This is a genomic window from Martinezella lusitana (assembly GCF_016901135.1).
In the GTDB taxonomy this organism is placed as follows: Bacteria; Pseudomonadota; Alphaproteobacteria; order Rhizobiales; family Rhizobiaceae; genus Rhizobium; species Rhizobium lusitanum_D.
This window is the reverse complement of the sequence record NZ_JAFEVL010000075.1, coordinates 551,475-568,178: the sequence shown is the minus strand read 5'-3', so window position 1 is coordinate 568,178 and position 16,704 is coordinate 551,475. Positions and strand designations below refer to the sequence as shown.

The window sequence follows — 16,704 nt, the reverse complement described above, 5'->3', positions numbered from 1 at the left end:
GCCATGAGTAACGGCGACGTATTAACGTTCGACATTCAGAAAAATCCAAGCCCCGCTACGGCGAGCGAGCGGGAAGCCCTGCTGCAGAACCCGGGCTTCGGACGCATATTCACCGATCACATGGTGACGATCCGCTATTCGCAGGATCGCGGCTGGCATGGCAGCAAGATCGAGCCGCGCAAGGCGCTGGCTCTCGATCCGGCGACCGTGGTGCTTCACTATGCGCAGGAAATCTTCGAAGGCATGAAGGCCTACCATCTGCCCGACGGTGGGGCTGCGCTTTTCCGCCCCGGCGCCAACGCACGACGCTTCCACAATTCGGCCGAGCGGCTGGCCATGCCGACCTTGCCCGAGGATCTGTTCGTCGAATCCGTCCGGGAACTGGTGCGGATCGACCGCGAGTGGATCCCAACCGCGGAGGGTGCGTCGCTTTATCTCCGGCCGTTCATGATCGGCTCGGAAGCCGCGCTCGGAACAAGGCCCGCGACCGACTATCTCTATTGCGTCATTGCCTCCCCGGTCGCCTCTTATTTCAAGAGCGGCGCATCGGCTGTTTCGCTCTGGGTTTCCGAACATTTCACACGCGCGGCTCCCGGCGGCACCGGTGCCGCCAAGTGCGGCGGAAATTACGCTGCGAGCCTTTCCGCACTCGCGGAAGGCCAGCGGGAAGGCTGCGAGCAGGTCGTCTTCCTCGATGCCGTAGAGCGGCGCTGGGTTGAGGAACTCGGCGGCATGAACGTCTTCTTCGTCTTCGACGACGGTTCGCTGCAGACGCCGCCGCTGACCGGCACGATCCTGCCTGGTATCACGCGCGACTCGCTGATCACGCTGGCGCGCGACATGGGTCTCGTCGTCCGCGAGGAACCTTATTCCATCGACCAGTGGCAAGCGGATGCTAAGAGCGGACGCCTGCGCGAAGCCTTTGCCTGCGGCACTGCGGCCGTGGTCACACCGATCGGCAAGGTGAAGGGCAGCAAGTACGGCTTCACGATCGGCGACGGCAATGCCGGCCCGGTAACGGGCCGTCTCAAGGCGGCGCTGACGGACATCCAGTTCGGCCGGGCGGCGGACAAGCACGAGTGGCTGGACCGGCTGTTCTAAGCTGGAGCAGTCGCGTGATCCGCGCCAAGCCCTGAGCAGGCCGTGGATCGACACTCGGCGGGAGAAGAAATCCCGCCGAGCCCTGACATGTGAGATCGCATAGTCACCCGAAACATCGGAGTCGTTACGGTGACCAACGCAAGCGAGCGTCCCGGCGCCGAGCCGGGCGAGGAGATCGGATTTGTCGGTCTCGGCGTCATGGGCCAGCCGATGGCACTCAATCTCACAAGGGCCGGGACGAGGCTCGTCGTGTGGAACCGCTCGCCGGCGGCGCCCGATCCGCTGCGGGCAGCAGGCGCGGCTGTGGCGGCAAGTGTCGAGCTGGGCAACGGCCGGCTCGATATGATGTCCGTGCTCGAGGCCATCGAAGCCCGCACCGCGGCGCTTGGCCGCTCCTAACAAACCGCCGCGCGATGCCTATCTTGGATTGAGACCTAAACGGGCATAGCTGAAAGGAAGATGGACATGTCTGCCCCTACGGACAGCAATCTTTTTCACAAACTCGGATTGAAGCATCCGCTGATCGTCGCGCCGATGGCTGGCGGTCCTTCGTCGCCGGAGCTCGTCGCGGCGGCTTCCGCTGCGGGCGCGCTTGGGGCCATGGGAGGCGCTTATTACAATGCCGCGGCGATCGAGGCATTTGCCGCTCAGGTGCGCCAGCGGACTGAAAAGCCGTTCGCGATCAATTTGTTCATTCCTCATTCAATACCCGAAGTCGGCGTGGCTCAGGTCGAACGTGCGGCGGAGGCGACGGCGCACTATCGCGCGGAGCTGGGGCTGCTGGCGCCGCAGCTTAGCGCCCCTTACGAAGAGGATTTCGATGCGCAGTTCGACGCTGTGCTGCGGGTGAAGCCCGCATGCTTCAGCTTCGTCTTCGGATTGCTGTCTGCCGATTATGTCCGTGAGGCAAGGAAGGCCGGGATTCCGCTGATTGGCACTGCGACGACGCTTGAGGAGGCGAGGACGCTCGAAGACAGCGGCGTCGACGCGATCACGCTGCAGGGCTTCGAGGCCGGTGGACATCGGGGCATTTTCGATGCCCATGCTCCGGACCCGGAAATCGGCCTTCGCGACCTTCTGGCGCGGAGCGTCGGAAAGATCGGTGTACCGCTGATCGCAGCCGGCGGCATCATGACGGCGGGCGATATCCGCGTGGCCCTGCAGGCGGGGGCGCAAGCGGTGCAGATGGGTACGGCCTTCCTTGCTTGTACGGAAGCCGGAACATCGGCGCCCTACCGGGCCAGGCTTCTGGAAACCCCGGAGCGCAGGACGCGGACGACACGCGCCTTTTCGGGCCGTTTTGCCCGCGGCATCGAAAACCGCTTCATGGATGAAATGGAGACGAAGGGCGCAGCCATTCTCCCCTTTCCGGCGCAGAACAAATTCACGCGGGATATTCGGGGCGCATCGACGGCGAAAGGATCGGCCGACTTCCTGTCTCTCTGGGCCGGAACCGGCAAGGGCGAGCTTTGGCAGGGAAGCGCTGCCGCGTTGATTGACCGTCTTTTCGAGCAGTGATGCCGTATTCCGCGATCTGTGTGCCTAAAAAGCATTGGAGCCGGCAAGCCGGCTCCAAATCATATCACCAGGCTGAAGCTAGCCCTGATCATTCCATGCCGAGCGCGGCCATGTAGGTCTGCAGGATCGATTCTTCCTCCAGCCGCTCATTCGCGTCCTTCTTGCGAAGGCGGATGATGGTGCGGATCGCCTTGGTGTCGTAGCCGCGTCCCTTGGCTTCGCCCATCACATCCTTGATGTCGCTGCCGATCGCGGCCTTTTCTTCTTCCAGGCGTTCGATCCGTTCGATGAATTGACGCAGTTCCGCCGCGGCCACGTTCTCGACGCTGTTCTCTTCCATGCACTTCTCCTAAAGGGTCCTAAAGGGTCGCTTGAAGCCGGTCGCGAATGGGATCGGTGGGTCACCGATACGGCACTTCGCTTCAGGGCTTGCGCGGGATTTCGAATTCGATAGGGCAGTTGAACTGCCGCGAATGGAGCTGAAGGTCAAGCCGTCTTGGCCAAAGCGGCGTTATTCTTTCGGCTTGTTCTGCTCAAAAGCGGCTTTTTGCACAGCCGAGGCTTCGTTTTGATGCAGCTTTTTCCAGTCCTCATAAGGCATGCCGTAGACCATCTCGCGCGACTCGTCCTTGCTGACGGGCAGGCTCGATTCTTCGGCCGCTTCGCGGTACCAGTTGGAGAGGCAGTTGCGGCAGAAACCGGCGAGATTCATCAGGTCGATGTTCTGAACGTCGCTGCGTTCGCGTAAGTGCGCCACGAGGCGGCGAAAGGCGGCTGCTTCCAGCTCTGTCTGCTGTTCCTTGGTAAGTGCGCTCATCTCATTTCTCCTCGATTTGCTCGCCGCGTCATGCCTCGTAAGGACCGGTGCGCGATGGATATCGCTTGTATTCGTGCAGCGCCGGATCGGCATTCATGTCGGCAAAGATCCGTGACAGCCGATCGGCCCATTCGATAATGCCGGCCTCGTCGCCGATCAGATCCTGGCGGACCTCCAGCAAAGCATGCGGTATGCCCGTCATCATGCAATGGCGGAACATGGTGTCGTTCCGCAATGCGCCGTCGTAAGGCTCATTGTCGCCGATGATGAGATCGGTATCGGCGCCGAGCTTTGCAAGAAGCGGGGTGACGGCGCGCTCGTCGCTGTCCCAGAGCACGCTCGCATGCCAGGGTCTCGCAACACCCTTCCAGGCCGGCGTGAAGGAGTGCATCGACAGCACCAGCGGCGCCTTGCCCGTCGCCTCCGCCACTGACGCGATGGTCTCGTCGACCGCGCGGTGATAGGGCCGGTGGAACGCCTCGATGCGGTAATTCCATTCCTCATCCGTGATCGGGTGGTTGCCTGGAATGATCGCGCCGTCGGAGATTTTCATGATCAGGGTCGGGTCGTCCTCGCCGCGGTTCGGATCGATCAGCAGGCGGGAAAAGCCGCCGAGGACGCCTGGCACTCCCAGTCTTTGACAAAGATGACGGCAAAGACCCTCGATGCCGATGTCATAGGCTATGTGCCGGGAAAAGGCGGTTTCCGGCAATCCCAGGCGGCCGTAGCGCGTGGGCAGATGCCGCATGGCATGATCGCCGAGAATGACCATGCCTTTGTCACGATTGCCGGATATGAATTCAAAAGACTTGAAATCGGTCATGAAGATTGTCGTTTATTATATTTTCAACTCTTTGTTTGATTGCATGCGCGGATGGAAGGTGCAAGGTTCGCGGCATCGATCGAATGAACAGCGGCGCATGGCGCCGTCACCATGCCGTGAAGAAAATATAATCGATTAGAGTTGCGTTGACATTCATGGGATGGCGGCGCAAGAAGACGCAACAACGAATAACCGGGAGCCAATTGGAAGCCGTGTCCAGCCAAGTCGCGCCAAGTTTCGTTAAGCGGTCAGGGCCGCTCGCCCGAATCGCGTTTCTCATCCTTGCCGTCGCCGCGCCGTTTTTCTTTATGCCGAGTGCGGCTCATGCAGACTTCCGTGTTTGTAACGGTACGCAGAATCTTGTCGGTGTGGCGATCGGCTATCGCGCAAAGGAAGGCTGGGTGACCGAGGGATGGTGGCAGGTTCCGGCGACCACCTGCGCCACCCTGGTCGAAGGACCGCTTCAATCCCGCTATTATTACCTCTACGCAGAAGACGCGGCTCGCGGCGGTCGCTGGGTGGGCGACGTCGAAATGTGCGTAGCGGAAAATGAATTTAAAATCCCAGGTGTTAAGGACTGCTACGCTCGTGGCTACCAGAAGATGGGATTCAAGGAATACGACACGGGACGCCAGGCGAGCTGGATGGTTCAGCTCTCCGAGCCCCCGGGCAGCCAAGAAAGCCAGAACTGATGAGACGCAACCGAAAAGTCAAAATCCTCGCCACGCTCGGTCCGGCCTCTTCTTCCGAGGAGATGATCCAGAAGCTTCATGAGGCAGGCGCAGATCTATTCCGTATCAACATGAGCCATGCGAGCCATGATCTGATGCGCACGCTGATCCAGCGCATTCGCGCCGTCGAGAGCCGTTGCGGCCGTCCGATCGGCATTCTCGCTGACTTGCAGGGTCCCAAGCTGCGCGTCGGCAAGTTTGCCGAAGGCAAGGTCGACCTCAAGCCCGGCCAGACCTTCACGCTCGACAATCAGGATGCGCCCGGCGACGATACTCGCGTGTTCCTGCCGCATCCGGAAATCCTGGAATCGGTGCAGCCCGGTCATCGTCTGCTGATCGACGACGGCAAGCTGGCCCTGCGCGCTGAAAAATGCGACGGCAAGAGCATCGTCACGACGGTCATTTCCGGCACGAAGATTTCCGACCGCAAGGGCGTCAGCCTGCCCGATACGCTGCTCGGCGTCGGCGCTTTGACCGAAAAGGACCGCATCGATCTCGATGCCGTTCTCGCCACCAACGAAATCGACTGGGTTGCGCTGTCGTTCATCCAGCGCCCGGAAGACCTGACGGAAGTGCGCAAGATCTCGCATGGCCGCGTCGGCCTGATGTCGAAGATCGAAAAGCCGCAGGCTGTCGAGCGCATCGAGGAAATCATCGAGCTTTCGGACGCACTGATGGTGGCACGCGGCGACCTTGGCGTCGAAATGCCGCTCGAAGCCGTTCCCGGCATCCAGAAGCAGCTGATCCGCGCCTGCCGACGCTCCGGCAAGCCCGTGGTCGTCGCGACGCAGATGCTGGAATCCATGATCTCCTCGCCGGTTCCGACCCGCGCCGAAGTTTCCGACGTTGCAACGGCCGTCTTCGAAGGTGCCGATGCCGTCATGCTCTCGGCCGAATCCGCATCCGGCGATTATCCTGTCGAAGCCGTGTCGACGATGGCCTCCATCGCCCGCACCATCGAGCGCGAACCGCATTATCCGGGTATCATCTACGCCCAGCGCGCCCAGCCGGAAGCGACTGGCGCCGATGCGATCTCGCTCGCCGCCCGCCAGATCGCCGAAACGCTGAAGCTTGCAGCGATCGTCTGTTACACGTCGTCGGGCACCACCGGCCTGCGCACCTCGCGCGAGCGCCCGCAGGTTCCGATCCTGGCGCTGTCGCCGATCATTCAGACGGCCCGCCGCCTTTCGGTGGTCTGGGGCATGCACTGCGTCGTCACCCATGATGCGACCGATCTCGACGATATGGTCAACAATGCCTGCCGCATCGTTGCCGAAGAAGGCTTCGGCAAGCCTGGCGACCGCATCATCATTTCGGCCGGCGTACCACTCGGCACGCCCGGCGCCACCAACATGCTGCGCATTGCCTATATCGGTTCGGACGGCCAGTCCGGCGTGTGATCGCTGGCATCCGATTACGGCGGCACCTGAAACATCCGAAACCCGCTGTCGCAAGATGGCGGGTTTTTTCTTGAAGGCGAAGCGCCTGCGGCCGAACGTCGAAGCAGGCGGATTGAGAAGGAGATATGCCAATGAAGGTCGGATTTATCGGATTGGGACAGATGGGCAGCGCCATGGCGGCCAATCTCCTGAAGGCCGGACATGAGGTGACGGTCTACAATCGCTCCAGGGACAAGGCGGAAGCGTTGGCCGGTCAGGGCGCGAAAGTCGCCGCGACAGTCGCGGATGCCTGCGGTGGCGAAGCGGTGTTCACCATGCTCGCCCATGACGACGCGCTCTCGGCCGTCGTTCACGGCGATGGCGGCGTTCTCGCGAGCCTAGGCAAGGGAGCCGTCCATATCTCCGCAAGCACGATCAGCGTCGCCATGTCCGAACGGCTGACTAGGGAACATGCCGCAGCAGGCCAGCGCTTCGTTGCGGCGCCGGTCTTCGGCCGGCCGGAAGCCGCCGCCGCGGCGAAATTGTTTGTTGCCGCCGCCGGCTCACCTGATGCCATAGAGGCGGTCACGCCGCTTTTCGACGCCATCGGCCAGCGCACCTTCGTTCTCGGCGAAGAGCCGAAGGCTGCCAATCTCGTCAAGCTCAGCGGCAATTTCCTCATCGCCTCGGTCATCGAGTCGCTTGGGGAGGCCATGGCGCTAGTCGAGAAGGGTGGTGTCGACAGGCATGCCTATCTCGATCTGCTAACGTCGACGCTGTTCAACGCGCCTGTCTACAAGACTTATGGCGGGCTGATCGCCGATCGTAAGTTCAAGCCCGCCGGCTTCACCGCGCCGCTTGGCCAGAAGGATATCCGGCTGGCACTGGCCGCTGGCGAGGCGCTGAATGTGCCGTTGCCGCTTGCAAGCCTGCTGCGCGACCGGTTCCTGACCTTGCTTGCCCATGGCGGCGAGGAGCTCGATTGGTCGGCAATCGGCGCGCTGGCTGCCAAGGATGCGGGATTGGTGGAGTAGTTATGATCATTGGCGACCGAGTTTGTGGAGAGATACCCCCCTCTGTCACTTCGTGACATCTCCCCCACATGGGGGGAGTTTGGTGGCTCGCGGCACCGACCCGCCTCCAACCAATATCGGATCCGCAGTAACTGCAGTCTGTCGGTTTGAAAAGAACGGGCAGCAAGCTCCCTATGATCTCCCCCCTTGTGGGGGAGATGTCACGAAGTGACAGAGGGGGGTATCAGAGGTGCGGCATGCTGGAAGCCTACATCAAGCAGGCACTTGCTAAGCGCAGTGCCACATGCAAGTTTCGCTGCCTGAAGAGGAGGAAACCATGCATCTCACCACGCTGCTTGCCTTCGCCGCCGTCTCGTTCATCGGTATCGCGACACCGGGGCCGACCGTGCTTCTGGCGCTGACCAACGGCTCGCGCTTCGGTGTGCGGCGCGCCTTGCCGGGCATGTTCGGTGCCGTGCTTTCGGACGCGGTTCTGATCAGCGCTGTCACCATTGGCCTCGGCGCATTGCTCGCAGCCTCGGAATTCTGGTTCTCGGCGCTGAAATGGGTCGGCGCGGCCTATCTCGCCTTTCTCGGCATCATGATGCTGCGTTCGAAAGGAACGATCGACGGCATGTTGCAGAACGGCGCGGAGCAGCCGAAGGGAACCGCGTTTTCCATCGGCATGAAGAGCTTCATGGTCGCGGTGACCAATCCCAAGGGCTATCTGTTCTTCTCGGCCTTCCTGCCGCAATTCATCGATCCGTCGGCTCCGCAGCTGCAGCAGTATATGATCCTTGGCGCTATCTTCGCCGCGCTAGATTTCGCGATCATGTTCGGCTATGCCGTCTTCGGCTCGCAAGCCGTGCGTGTCCTGAAGACTGAGGGAGCAAAATGGCTGGAGCGCGCCTGCGGCGGCGCGCTTCTGGCTTTGGCCGGGTCGCTGGCGCTTTATCGTCGCGCCGTGAACTGACACAGAGCGGCTAAGCCGCTCGGTGTTGTTGTTTTCACGCAATTCCGGACGGAAAACCGCCACGCACTTTTCCTGGAATTGCGTTAGTGCCGGCTCAGTGCCGCCTCGAAGACTTCGGTATCCACGTTGCCGCCCGACGTGACTGCGATCACCGTGTCGCCGTCGATATCCTTGCCATGGAAAAGGGCCGCGGCCAGCGCGACTGCGCCGCCGGGTTCCACGACGATCTTCAGTCGGGTGAAGGCAAGCGCCATGGCTTTCTGAGCCTCTTCATCTGTCACGACGAGGCCTGGGCCGCAGAGGCGCTTCAGGATCGGGAAGGTGATGTTGCCCGGCTGCGGCGTGATGATGGCGTCGCAGATCGAGCCTTGCAGCGCGGCATTGCGCTCGATCTTGCCCGATGCCAGCGAGCGGGTGGTGTCGTCGAAATTCTCCGGTTCGCAGGGGCGCACCTTGAAGCTTGGCGCCCTGGATTCGAGTGCCAGCGCGATACCCGACGTCAAACCGCCGCCGCCGCAGGGGACGAGCACGCTCGCGACCTCGATGCCTTCCTCAGCGGCCTGCTCGGCGATTTCCAGGCCGGTCGTTCCCTGGCCGGCGATGACCTGCGGTTCGTCGAAAGGCTTGATCAGTGTCAGGCCGCGCTCCTTGGAGAGGCGTGCGCCGATCTCGTCTCGGTCTTCCTTGATCCGATCATAGAGCACGACTTCAGCACCGAAGGCACGGGTATTGGCGATCTTCAGCCTGGGAGCATCCGTCGGCATGACGATGACGGCGGGAATGCCGTGCAGCCGTGCGGCCAGCGCCACGCCCTGGGCATGGTTGCCGGATGAAAAGGCGATGACGCCTCTGGCGCGCACCGATGGCTCCAGTGCAGATACCGCCGACCAGCCGCCGCGAAACTTGAAGGATCCGGAATGTTGCAGGCATTCCGCCTTCACGAACAACCGGCGTCCGGCGATCTCGTCGAGGAAGGGCGAGGAGAGAAGCGGTGTGCGCCGCGCGCGGCCACCGAGGCGAACGCGGGCGGCTTCGATCATTGCAATATCGACCATGGAGGGATCACTCTTCTGCTATAAGAAAGGCTATCCATCCATAAAGCTCCCCGCTTCCCTTTGGAACAGCGAGATTGTCTCCATGACACTTCAGCTTGCGCTTGGCAGGGAAAGATGGCCGACATTGTAGGCTTGGACATCAGGTCGCGATACATCCTTCGGCGGCTCAGCCAGTAGTCGGAAGCGCACCAGCGTCCAATGTGTCGGCTCGAAGGCGACGATCGAGGCGAGGGCATTGCCGCTCGATATCGCGGTGATGGCCGCATCGCTCTCTTTCTGGCGAAGCTCGGCAAGCGGTACGTGCGCTCCGATTGCGACCACCTCGCGCGTGGCGAGGCGGGCGCTACGGATATCCGCTGACGTGTCGGCGCGCCAGGCGACCCAGGTGTTTACCTGTGGCCTGCCGAAACTCTCGGTCACGGCCACGAAGCCGGGACCGCAAACGAAGTCGCTCAGGACCTCTTCCTCTTGCCAGACATAGAAGGGCGCATAGAGATTTTCCCGGCTTGCCGTTATGGCGTCGCCCTTCCTCGCGGTGAGATAGGCCTTGAATTTCAGGCCCGGCAGATTGTCGAGCAAGGGCCCCTTGTCGCGGATGCGGCGATCGATGATCGCCATGTCGTAATCCGCCGGAAGGGAGAAATTATATTGCATGGCGATCATGAGTCATTCCTCCAGCCAGGTGACGGCGCTGCCGTTTTGGGCGGCCTGTATGCTGATATAGGCGAAGGTGCTTTCCGGTGCCGCACCGTGCCGATGGCGTTCGTTCGGTGCGAAGGTGATGCAATCGCCGGCGCGCAGTTCCTCGGCGGGGCCGCCATGGCGTTCGGCCAGGCCGACGCCGGACAGAACGTAAAGGATCTGTCCGTGCGGGTGGGTGTGCCAGCGGGTCATGACACCGGGTTCGATCGTGCAGCGCATCGCTGTCAGGCCGCCGTCCTCGCTGTTTTCGACCAGCATTTCCACCCAGAAGGGAGCGCTGGCGATGCCATCCGGCGTGCGTTGCACGGCCGTGCCGGCGCGATGGATTGCGGGCGATTGGCGCGATGTCGTTTGATGCATCATCGTCAGACTTGTTCGATCATCTGCGCGATGCCATCGGCAAAGGACAGATCCTCGCGTGTCGTGGATGTCACGGCAATCATGACGTCCTCGGGGCGAACACCCGGTGCGTCGCTGAGAAGTTCGACGAGCCGGCGATAAAAAGCCTTCTTGACCTCCGTGCTGCGCGGCTTTCCGATGGTTATATCGAAAAAGATGTAATTGTCCGAGCGCTGGCTGCTGACGAGATAGGTCCGGTCGAAGATCAGCTCATGCGGCTCCAGCTGATGGATTGCCTGGAAGCGATCTGTAGGCGGCACATCGAAGGTTTCAACCATGGCGCGGTGAAAATTGTCCGACAGGGCCTTCAGATATTCGGGCGACTTGCCGCGGAGGAGGGTGATGTGGGTGAAAGGCATGGGATGCTCCTGTTTCTGTGTCACTTGACGAGCATAGAATGTCATTGGATAATCATCCTGAAAATCAGATAATTCTGGACTTATAGTCCCAAAAATGTGGACGATTATCCATGCGGAAGATTATCTTCGACCTCGACGTCCTGCGCAGTTTCGTCACGGGTATGGAGCTCGGCAGCTTCGCCAAGGCGGCAGACCGGCTTGGGCGCTCGACGTCGGCGATCAGCGCCCAGCTCAAGAAGCTGGAGGAGCAGACAGGCACGCCGATCTTTCGCAAGGCCGGGCGCGGGCTGGCGCTGACCGAGGCCGGCGAGACCATGCTTGCCTATGCACGACGGTTGCTGGACCTGAACGACGAGGCGGCGACGGCGATCCACGGCGCTGAACTGGAGGGCTGGGTGCGGCTAGGCCTGCAGGAGGATTTCGGCGAAACCCTGCTGCCGGATGTGCTTGGCCGCTTTGCACGCGCTCACCCGAAGGTGCGCATCGAGGCACGGGTGGTCCGTAATGCGGAACTGGTCGAACGCGTGATATCAGGCAAGCTCGATCTGGCGCTTGCCTGGAGCGACGGCTTTCGCACCGCTCATTCGGATCGCATTGCCGAGGTGCCGATGTGCTGGGTCGGCCCGGCGCATGGTGCCGTGCATTGGCATGCCGGCAGTGGCGAACCTTTGCCCCTCGCATCGCTTGAGGCGCCCTGCCTTCTACGATCCATCGCCACGAAAATGCTTGATCGTGCCGGCATCGGCTGGCGGATTTCCTTTGTCAGCCCAAGCCTCGGTGGGCTTTGGGCGGCAACGGCGGCCGGCCTCGGGCTGACCGTACGCACGCCGCTCGGCCTGCCTGACAAGGTAAGGCAACTGCCTCCGGGCGAGGCCGGTTTGCCTCTCCTGCCCAAGCTTGATCTCGTGCTGCATCGCGCCGAGGCGGAGTCAAGCCCGGCGACGGATCGATTGGCGTCGATCATCCTGCAGGCGGTGCGGCAAACGGTTGAAGCCACGCCGCAGGGTCGAACCTTCGCGGATGCGCCGATTACGATGTCGTCACAGCCTGAGACGGTGGCGTAGGTTTGCTCTTGAGGCGGGCGATGCGGATTTCCGCCTGCGCCGCCAATCTCTGCAGGTCGCGGGGCTGCCCTGCCAGCCGCTCCATGGCGGCGATCGCAACATCAGTCGTCACGTAATCGGGTTTATGGCCGAGATTGCGGATGGTGATGAGCTGGGAGCCGGGGATATCGCGCGCGAGGCCCCGCGAATGCAATTTCTCCAGGACGATATCGTCGCTGTCGCCGGTGATGATGATCGTGGGTGCCTTGATCTCGCGATAGCGCGACGCGTGGGCGGAGACATAGCCGAAGAGATTAACGACATCGGCTGCGTTGTTGCGGAAGGTTTGCGGCCGCAGCACCAGTTCCGGCGCGGTCTTCGCTATATAGTCGGCCGGCCGCTCATTCGGGTGGAAGACGTTGAGCGTGCCGTTCTCGACACGGCGCAGGCCAATCGGGATGACGAACATGTGCGTGAAGAGCCAGCCTAAGAAGGGCATGGTGGCGAGGGTATAGTACCAGTCGACGCCGCCTGGCCATGGATGAGTCGCGGGTGCAAGGAAGAGCAGGCCTTCGGTCTTCTGCGGGTGTCGCATGGCGAAAGCGGCGGCGATCGCGCCGCCGAAGGAATGGCCGATGATGATGGCGCTCTTGATGCCGCGCTTGTCCATGAGCCTGGCGATTGCGTCGGCCTGGCCGGAGGGCAGGGCGTTTTCGGCAGTCCCACGCTCCGAATAGCCGTGGCCGGGCCGGTCGACGAACAGCATTTCGGCACGGCCGCTGAGTGGCGCGGCAAAGGCTTCGAACTGGTCGCGCAAGTTTCCGCTGGCGCCATGGATGAAAACCAGCGGCGGCAGATCCGGTGTGGCCGGGCGCGGCAGATGCAGGGCATTCAAGCGGTAGCCGCCAACATCCGTAAGCTCGCCGATATTGGGATAGGCTCGCTCGATGGCGCGCGTCTTGTAGGCGGAGAAGCCGGCGCCTAAGACGAGAAACACAGCAACGATGGCAAACAGAGAATCGATCATTGCGGCACGCATCAAATATCGAAACCAACTAAACTAGCGCGGTCTCACGGCTTTTCATCCCCCTTCGAAGCGTGATCTCAACGGCGAGCGGAGCCGCGGCCTGCGCCTCAGGTCCGATTGCCGGCGATCTTTTCCGAGAGCTTGTCGGCCTGTTCCTGCGCGGATCGATTGGCCGGATATATTTCAAGGAAACGCTCCCAGGCCTTCAGGGTCAGTTCGTCATTGCCACGTTCGCTCAGGATGGCCGCCATGCCCGCCAGCGCGCCGAAATGGCGCGGCTCTATCCGCAGAACCTGGTTGATGTCCTCCATCGATTTGCGATAGTCGCCGATGGCGTAATTGAGCGTCGCGCGGCGATTCCAGCCTTCGACATAGTCGGGCTTCAGCGCGATCACCTGATCGAGGAAGTCCATCGCGGCGGCATTGCGCTTTTCCTGAATGGCCTTGTCGGCCCATTGCATCAGGAGGTTGATCGTCGCACTGCCGGAATCGCTCAGCTCCGTATTGATCTGATCTGCAATAAGGCTTGCCTGATCGGGATCGCGTTGGCGCTTCAAGGCCGTGAAGAGATTGTCGAGCCGCTGCTTCGGCGAAAGGCTGCCTGAGGAATCACCGGGATCCTTCCTTTCGACGATACTCGAACCGTCAGCCATCGCCATATGTGGCGCAGCACTCAAAACAAGGAGGATCGGCAGGGCTAGGTATGACAAAGCAAAAACGCGCATGGCGGGCATAGTAGCCCGCCAATGTCGAAGATCAAAACAAATTTGATGCGATCAACTAAAACTGAGCGCCTGATCCATAGGGATCAGGCCGCGCGCTTTATCAGCCCTGACGAGCCTTGTAGCGCGGGTTCAGCTTGTTGATGATGTAGACTCGGCCCTTGCGGCGGACCAGACGGTTGTCACGGTGGCGCGCCTTGAGCGACTTGAGCGAATTCTTGATCTTCATTTTTCTGATCCGCGATGTTCGAGGGGGAATGTCACATTCGCCCGTATCTTTTAACAATCAAAAGCGCGCTCAGGGCGCGCTCTTTAGGGTGGGGAGCAAATACCTTGTCGCCTGGGCCCTGTCAACCACGTCAGGGCTTTTTCCCTGCGTTGTTAGCGGTGAAGCTGCGTGACATGGCCCATTTTGCGGCCGGGACGCGACTCGGTCTTGCCATAGAGATGCACTAGCACATCGTCACGGCGCAGCCAATCGGGGACCGAAAGGATGTCGTCGCCGATCAGATTCGTCATCACGCAATCGGAATGGCGGACGGGGTTGCCGAGCGGCAGGCCGGTGACGGCGCGGATGTGCTGCTCGAATTGCGAGATGACGCAGGCGGCCTCCGTCCAGTGGCCGGAATTGTGCACGCGTGGTGCCATTTCATTGGCGATGAGGCTGCCGTCGGCGAGCGCGAAGAACTCGATGCCGATAACGCCGACATAGCCGAGTGCGGTCAAAATCTTCTCAGCTGCCTCGCGTGCGGCGGCTGCCGTCGCGTCGGAAATGCCTGATGGCAGCGTGGAGGTATGGAGGATGCCATCGCGATGGACGTTTTCGGCAGGGTCGTAACAGGCGACCGCGCCATCGATGCCGCGTGCGGCGATGATGGAAATCTCCCGTTCGAAGGAGACGAAGCTTTCAAGAATGAGCGGCACGCTGCCGAGCGCCACATAGCCGCCTTCGGCACTGTCGGCGACGGAACGATAGACACGCTGTCCTTTGCCATCATAGCCGAGGCGACGGGTTTTCAGCACGCCCTGGCCGCCAAAATCGGCAAGTGCTGCTTCGAGATCACTCTGGCTGTCGATGGCATGGAAGCGGGCGGTCGGGATGCCACAGCCATTGATGAACTGCTTCTCGGTCAACCTGTCCTGCGCCATCTCCAACGCCTTCGGTGGCGGATAGACGGAGACGGCTTTTGCGAGCTTCTCAGCGGCGGCGACCGGAACGTTCTCGAACTCATAGGTCACGACGTCGCAGCGTTTCGCCAGCTCTGCAAGAGCGGCAGGATCGTCGTAGGCGGCCACGATCTGGTCGCTGGCGACCTGTGCTGCCGGGCAGTCCTTCTGCGGTTCAAGGATGATGGTAGCGAAATTGAGGCGTGCTGCCGCCATGGCCAGCATGCGGCCGAGCTGGCCGCCGCCGATGATGCCGATTGTCTTTGCGGTCATAGGTCGTCCATCGGATATTCGGCAACGGCAGCGCTCTGGCGGGCGCGCCATTCATCAAGACGATCGGCAATCTCTTCGTCACCGAGCGCCAGTACGGCAGCAGCAAGCAAGGCGGCGTTGATCGCGCCGGCTTTGCCGATCGCCAGCGTTCCAACGGGAATGCCGGCCGGCATCTGTACGATGGAGAGAAGACTGTCCTGGCCGGACAAAGCGCGTGACTGTACGGGCACGCCGAAGACCGGCAGCGGCGTCATCGAAGCGGCCATGCCCGGAAGATGAGCCGCGCCACCGGCGCCGGCAATGATGACCTTGAAGCCTTCGTCCTTCGCACCCTTGGCAAAACTCACCAGCCTGTCCGGCGTTCGGTGCGCGGAGATGATGCGCGCATCATAGGTGATCTCCAAGGCTTCCAGAGTGTCTGCGGCATTCTTCATGGTTTCCCAGTCTGACTGGCTTCCCATGATGATGGCGACAGGCGGTCTTTCGGTCATCATCGTCGCTTTGTGCTCCTCAAGCTATGATGTCGGGAATGATCTGGTCTTCCAGCTTGGTCAGCTTGTCCTTGATGACGAGCTTCTTCTTTTTCATGCGCTGGATGCGAAGGGCGTCGCAGCCCGTCTGGATCATGGCGTTGATGGCGGCATCAAAATCCTCGTGTTCCTGACGCAGCCGCGCCACGACCAGTCTGATTTCTGCCTGTTCCTGATCGGCCATGCTTATTTCCCCAGCATCTCGCGGAATCGCATTCGCTCCGCCTCATGAATTCCGCAAGCTCCTATCACCAAATAGCGATAACGGGAAGTTATCCTTCATCACGAATTTGCCGCCCATAAGCCACGTTTTCGCCTTCGACAAGGGTTCGATAATATGGCACAGTGATAGGGTTGACACCTAGAGCCTTGGCGAATGGATGGTCAGAGCTCTTAAAGAGGAAGGAAGGGTCATATGACTGTTCAAGCTCATCTTGAATCGCTCGAAAAGAAGCATGTCGCTCTCGAGGAGGAGCTACATGTGGCACGAACATCTCCCTCTATCAATGATACCGAAATAGCCGACATCAAACGCAGGAAGCTGCGTGTTAAGGACGAAATCCAACGTCTGCGTTCGTCAGTTCACTGACGCAAAACTCCAAGGATTAAAAGCATCGATCTTGGCGGGTAAGACAGGCGGATCGCAAGTTCCCGAAGCGATTGCTCGGCCAAGGTCGATGAACATTACCGCCAAAAACGGATGCGCCAGCGTCAGGTGTAGGGTTGGCGCAATTTTCCGGTCGATCGCAAAGTCGCCGGGGTCAGCTTTCAGGCCCAGAATTGATCCAGCCATAGATTGAGCTTGTCAAAGCCGCGGCTATTGACGGCGTATATGCGTTTCGTGCCCTCATTGGTCACGGAAACGAGATTGCTGTCGAGAAGTGCCTTGAGATGTTGAGAAACCGCCGGGCGGCTGATCGGCAGGCCCTGCGCCAGCTCGTTGACCGTTTTGGGTGCGCGACGCAACTCCTCCAGCAAATAGCGCCGGTTCGGATCCGCGATGGCAGCGAAGGGGTCCATGGTCGACATGGCGAAAAGCTACGTCAAACATCAAGGGGCGGCAAGTCAATTG

23 protein-coding genes are annotated in these 16,704 nt (G+C 61.0%); 9 read left to right on the top strand and 14 right to left on the bottom strand.

The features are described 5' to 3' along the window. Positions 1-3 precede the first annotated feature (3 nt). From JTP94_RS34530 to JTP94_RS34520, 3 genes are all read left to right on the top strand, one after another. The gene (locus JTP94_RS34530) at positions 4-1,101 is read left to right on the top strand and encodes a branched-chain amino acid aminotransferase (RefSeq protein WP_204854812.1); all 1,098 of its coding nucleotides are present in this window, start codon (positions 4-6) and stop codon (positions 1,099-1,101) included. A 129-nt stretch (positions 1,102-1,230) separates the two neighbouring features. Continuing rightward, positions 1,231-1,500, top strand: a complete 270-nt coding sequence (locus JTP94_RS35970; protein WP_312038203.1) for an NAD(P)-binding domain-containing protein — start codon at positions 1,231-1,233, stop codon at positions 1,498-1,500. 66 nt (positions 1,501-1,566) lie between these two features. Beyond that, on the top strand, positions 1,567-2,619 hold the full coding sequence (locus tag JTP94_RS34520; RefSeq protein ID WP_204854811.1) for a nitronate monooxygenase family protein: 1,053 nt from the start codon (positions 1,567-1,569) through the stop codon (positions 2,617-2,619). An 88-nt stretch (positions 2,620-2,707) separates the two neighbouring features. Here the strand turns inward: JTP94_RS34520 and JTP94_RS34515 are convergent, their stop codons facing one another. From JTP94_RS34515 to JTP94_RS34505, 3 genes are all read right to left on the bottom strand, one after another. Then, positions 2,708-2,959, bottom strand: a complete 252-nt coding sequence (locus tag JTP94_RS34515; RefSeq protein ID WP_015341059.1) for a DUF2312 domain-containing protein — start codon at positions 2,957-2,959, stop codon at positions 2,708-2,710. 171 nt (positions 2,960-3,130) lie between these two features. Beyond that, the gene (locus tag JTP94_RS34510) at positions 3,131-3,436 is read right to left on the bottom strand and encodes a DUF1244 domain-containing protein (protein WP_204854810.1); all 306 of its coding nucleotides are present in this window, start codon (positions 3,434-3,436) and stop codon (positions 3,131-3,133) included. A 28-nt stretch (positions 3,437-3,464) separates the two neighbouring features. Further along, positions 3,465-4,259 (bottom strand): N-formylglutamate amidohydrolase, encoded by a 795-nt coding sequence (locus JTP94_RS34505; protein ID WP_204854809.1) that lies wholly within the window; start codon positions 4,257-4,259, stop codon positions 3,465-3,467. A gap of 203 nt (positions 4,260-4,462) precedes the next feature. On the opposite strand from JTP94_RS34505, the gene JTP94_RS34500 reads away from it, so the two are divergent. From JTP94_RS34500 to JTP94_RS34485, 4 genes are all read left to right on the top strand, one after another. After that, positions 4,463-4,951 carry a DUF1036 domain-containing protein gene (locus tag JTP94_RS34500; protein WP_034505377.1) on the top strand — a complete coding sequence of 163 codons (489 nt, stop codon included), beginning with the start codon at positions 4,463-4,465 and terminating at the stop codon, positions 4,949-4,951. Continuing rightward, positions 4,951-6,390, top strand: coding sequence for a pyruvate kinase (gene pyk, locus JTP94_RS34495; protein ID WP_204854808.1), 1,440 nt, complete (start codon positions 4,951-4,953; stop codon positions 6,388-6,390). Before JTP94_RS34500 ends, pyk begins: the two co-directional genes overlap by 1 nt. A 131-nt stretch (positions 6,391-6,521) precedes the next feature. Next, positions 6,522-7,403, top strand: a complete 882-nt coding sequence (locus tag JTP94_RS34490) for an NAD(P)-dependent oxidoreductase (protein ID WP_204854807.1) — start codon at positions 6,522-6,524, stop codon at positions 7,401-7,403. Between the two features lie 316 nt (positions 7,404-7,719). Beyond that, positions 7,720-8,355 carry a LysE family translocator gene (locus tag JTP94_RS34485; protein ID WP_204854883.1) on the top strand — a complete coding sequence of 212 codons (636 nt, stop codon included), beginning with the start codon at positions 7,720-7,722 and terminating at the stop codon, positions 8,353-8,355. A gap of 83 nt (positions 8,356-8,438) precedes the next feature. Here JTP94_RS34485 and JTP94_RS34480 read toward each other — a convergent pair whose 3' ends face one another. The 4 genes from JTP94_RS34480 to JTP94_RS34465 form a co-directional block, all read right to left on the bottom strand. Next, positions 8,439-9,410 carry a threonine/serine dehydratase gene (locus JTP94_RS34480; RefSeq protein ID WP_204854806.1) on the bottom strand — a complete coding sequence of 324 codons (972 nt, stop codon included), beginning with the start codon at positions 9,408-9,410 and terminating at the stop codon, positions 8,439-8,441. A 90-nt stretch (positions 9,411-9,500) separates the two neighbouring features. Beyond that, positions 9,501-10,073 carry a DUF4865 family protein gene (locus tag JTP94_RS34475; RefSeq protein WP_204854805.1) on the bottom strand — a complete coding sequence of 191 codons (573 nt, stop codon included), beginning with the start codon at positions 10,071-10,073 and terminating at the stop codon, positions 9,501-9,503. 3 nt (positions 10,074-10,076) lie between these two features. Beyond that, positions 10,077-10,472 (bottom strand): cupin domain-containing protein, encoded by a 396-nt coding sequence (locus JTP94_RS34470; protein ID WP_204854882.1) that lies wholly within the window; start codon positions 10,470-10,472, stop codon positions 10,077-10,079. Positions 10,473-10,477: 5 nt separating this feature from the next. Beyond that, positions 10,478-10,870, bottom strand: coding sequence for a tautomerase family protein (locus JTP94_RS34465; RefSeq protein WP_204854804.1), 393 nt, complete (start codon positions 10,868-10,870; stop codon positions 10,478-10,480). Positions 10,871-10,980: 110 nt separating this feature from the next. Between JTP94_RS34465 and JTP94_RS34460 the strand changes: the two genes are divergently transcribed. After that, on the top strand, positions 10,981-11,934 hold the full coding sequence (locus tag JTP94_RS34460) for a LysR substrate-binding domain-containing protein (RefSeq protein WP_204854803.1): 954 nt from the start codon (positions 10,981-10,983) through the stop codon (positions 11,932-11,934). Here the strand turns inward: JTP94_RS34460 and JTP94_RS34455 are convergent. The 6 genes from JTP94_RS34455 to JTP94_RS34430 form a co-directional block, all read right to left on the bottom strand. Then, a complete protein-coding gene (locus JTP94_RS34455) occupies positions 11,900-12,940 on the bottom strand; it encodes an alpha/beta fold hydrolase (protein ID WP_204854802.1) in 1,041 nt (346 codons plus the stop codon). The two genes, JTP94_RS34460 and JTP94_RS34455, sit on opposite strands and share 35 nt — an antisense overlap. Before the next feature lie 107 nt (positions 12,941-13,047). Further along, positions 13,048-13,674 (bottom strand): hypothetical protein, encoded by a 627-nt coding sequence (locus tag JTP94_RS34450; protein WP_204854801.1) that lies wholly within the window; start codon positions 13,672-13,674, stop codon positions 13,048-13,050. Between the two features lie 91 nt (positions 13,675-13,765). Then, a complete protein-coding gene (gene ykgO, locus JTP94_RS34445) occupies positions 13,766-13,891 on the bottom strand; it encodes a type B 50S ribosomal protein L36 (RefSeq protein ID WP_111162638.1) in 126 nt (41 codons plus the stop codon). A 152-nt stretch (positions 13,892-14,043) separates the two neighbouring features. Continuing rightward, positions 14,044-15,102 (bottom strand): 5-(carboxyamino)imidazole ribonucleotide synthase, encoded by a 1,059-nt coding sequence (locus JTP94_RS34440; protein ID WP_204854800.1) that lies wholly within the window; start codon positions 15,100-15,102, stop codon positions 14,044-14,046. After that, on the bottom strand, positions 15,099-15,593 hold the full coding sequence (purE, locus tag JTP94_RS34435) for a 5-(carboxyamino)imidazole ribonucleotide mutase (RefSeq protein WP_034505381.1): 495 nt from the start codon (positions 15,591-15,593) through the stop codon (positions 15,099-15,101). The genes JTP94_RS34440 and purE overlap by 4 nt, the downstream gene beginning before the upstream one ends. A 19-nt stretch (positions 15,594-15,612) precedes the next feature. Further along, positions 15,613-15,816, bottom strand: a complete 204-nt coding sequence (locus tag JTP94_RS34430; protein ID WP_034503554.1) for a YdcH family protein — start codon at positions 15,814-15,816, stop codon at positions 15,613-15,615. 231 nt (positions 15,817-16,047) lie between these two features. On the opposite strand from JTP94_RS34430, the gene JTP94_RS34425 reads away from it, so the two are divergent. Continuing rightward, positions 16,048-16,221, top strand: a complete 174-nt coding sequence (locus JTP94_RS34425) for a YdcH family protein (protein ID WP_034503556.1) — start codon at positions 16,048-16,050, stop codon at positions 16,219-16,221. A 179-nt stretch (positions 16,222-16,400) separates the two neighbouring features. On the opposite strand, the gene JTP94_RS34420 is transcribed toward JTP94_RS34425, so the two are convergent. Then, on the bottom strand, positions 16,401-16,661 hold the full coding sequence (locus JTP94_RS34420; RefSeq protein ID WP_004117412.1) for an ArsR/SmtB family transcription factor: 261 nt from the start codon (positions 16,659-16,661) through the stop codon (positions 16,401-16,403). Between the last annotated feature and the right edge of the window lie 43 nt (positions 16,662-16,704).

Excerpts from the sequence above, each read along its gene's own strand:
- JTP94_RS34530 (WP_204854812.1), top strand. The coding sequence starts at position 4 with ATGAGTAACGGCGACGTATTAACGTTCGACATTCAGAAAAATCCAAGC.
- JTP94_RS34480 (WP_204854806.1), bottom strand. The coding sequence starts at position 9,410 with ATGGTCGATATTGCAATGATCGAAGCCGCCCGCGTTCGCCTCGGTGGC.
- JTP94_RS34460 (WP_204854803.1), top strand. The coding sequence starts at position 10,981 with ATGCGGAAGATTATCTTCGACCTCGACGTCCTGCGCAGTTTCGTCACG.
- JTP94_RS34515 (WP_015341059.1), bottom strand. The coding sequence starts at position 2,959 with ATGGAAGAGAACAGCGTCGAGAACGTGGCCGCGGCGGAACTGCGTCAA.
- JTP94_RS34425 (WP_034503556.1), top strand. The coding sequence starts at position 16,048 with ATGACTGTTCAAGCTCATCTTGAATCGCTCGAAAAGAAGCATGTCGCT.
- JTP94_RS34520 (WP_204854811.1), top strand. The coding sequence starts at position 1,567 with ATGTCTGCCCCTACGGACAGCAATCTTTTTCACAAACTCGGATTGAAG.
- purE (WP_034505381.1), bottom strand. The coding sequence starts at position 15,593 with ATGACCGAAAGACCGCCTGTCGCCATCATCATGGGAAGCCAGTCAGAC.
- JTP94_RS34430 (WP_034503554.1), bottom strand. The coding sequence starts at position 15,816 with ATGGCCGATCAGGAACAGGCAGAAATCAGACTGGTCGTGGCGCGGCTG.
- JTP94_RS34465 (WP_204854804.1), bottom strand. The coding sequence starts at position 10,870 with ATGCCTTTCACCCACATCACCCTCCTCCGCGGCAAGTCGCCCGAATAT.
- JTP94_RS34455 (WP_204854802.1), bottom strand. The coding sequence starts at position 12,940 with ATGATCGATTCTCTGTTTGCCATCGTTGCTGTGTTTCTCGTCTTAGGC.
- JTP94_RS34505 (WP_204854809.1), bottom strand. The coding sequence starts at position 4,259 with ATGACCGATTTCAAGTCTTTTGAATTCATATCCGGCAATCGTGACAAA.
- JTP94_RS34485 (WP_204854883.1), top strand. The coding sequence starts at position 7,720 with ATGCATCTCACCACGCTGCTTGCCTTCGCCGCCGTCTCGTTCATCGGT.
- ykgO (WP_111162638.1), bottom strand. The coding sequence starts at position 13,891 with ATGAAGATCAAGAATTCGCTCAAGTCGCTCAAGGCGCGCCACCGTGAC.
- pyk (WP_204854808.1), top strand. The coding sequence starts at position 4,951 with ATGAGACGCAACCGAAAAGTCAAAATCCTCGCCACGCTCGGTCCGGCC.
- JTP94_RS34450 (WP_204854801.1), bottom strand. The coding sequence starts at position 13,674 with ATGCCCGCCATGCGCGTTTTTGCTTTGTCATACCTAGCCCTGCCGATC.
- JTP94_RS34470 (WP_204854882.1), bottom strand. The coding sequence starts at position 10,472 with ATGCATCAAACGACATCGCGCCAATCGCCCGCAATCCATCGCGCCGGC.
- JTP94_RS34420 (WP_004117412.1), bottom strand. The coding sequence starts at position 16,661 with ATGTCGACCATGGACCCCTTCGCTGCCATCGCGGATCCGAACCGGCGC.
- JTP94_RS34475 (WP_204854805.1), bottom strand. The coding sequence starts at position 10,073 with ATGATCGCCATGCAATATAATTTCTCCCTTCCGGCGGATTACGACATG.
- JTP94_RS34490 (WP_204854807.1), top strand. The coding sequence starts at position 6,522 with ATGAAGGTCGGATTTATCGGATTGGGACAGATGGGCAGCGCCATGGCG.
- JTP94_RS34440 (WP_204854800.1), bottom strand. The coding sequence starts at position 15,102 with ATGACCGCAAAGACAATCGGCATCATCGGCGGCGGCCAGCTCGGCCGC.
- JTP94_RS34510 (WP_204854810.1), bottom strand. The coding sequence starts at position 3,436 with ATGAGCGCACTTACCAAGGAACAGCAGACAGAGCTGGAAGCAGCCGCC.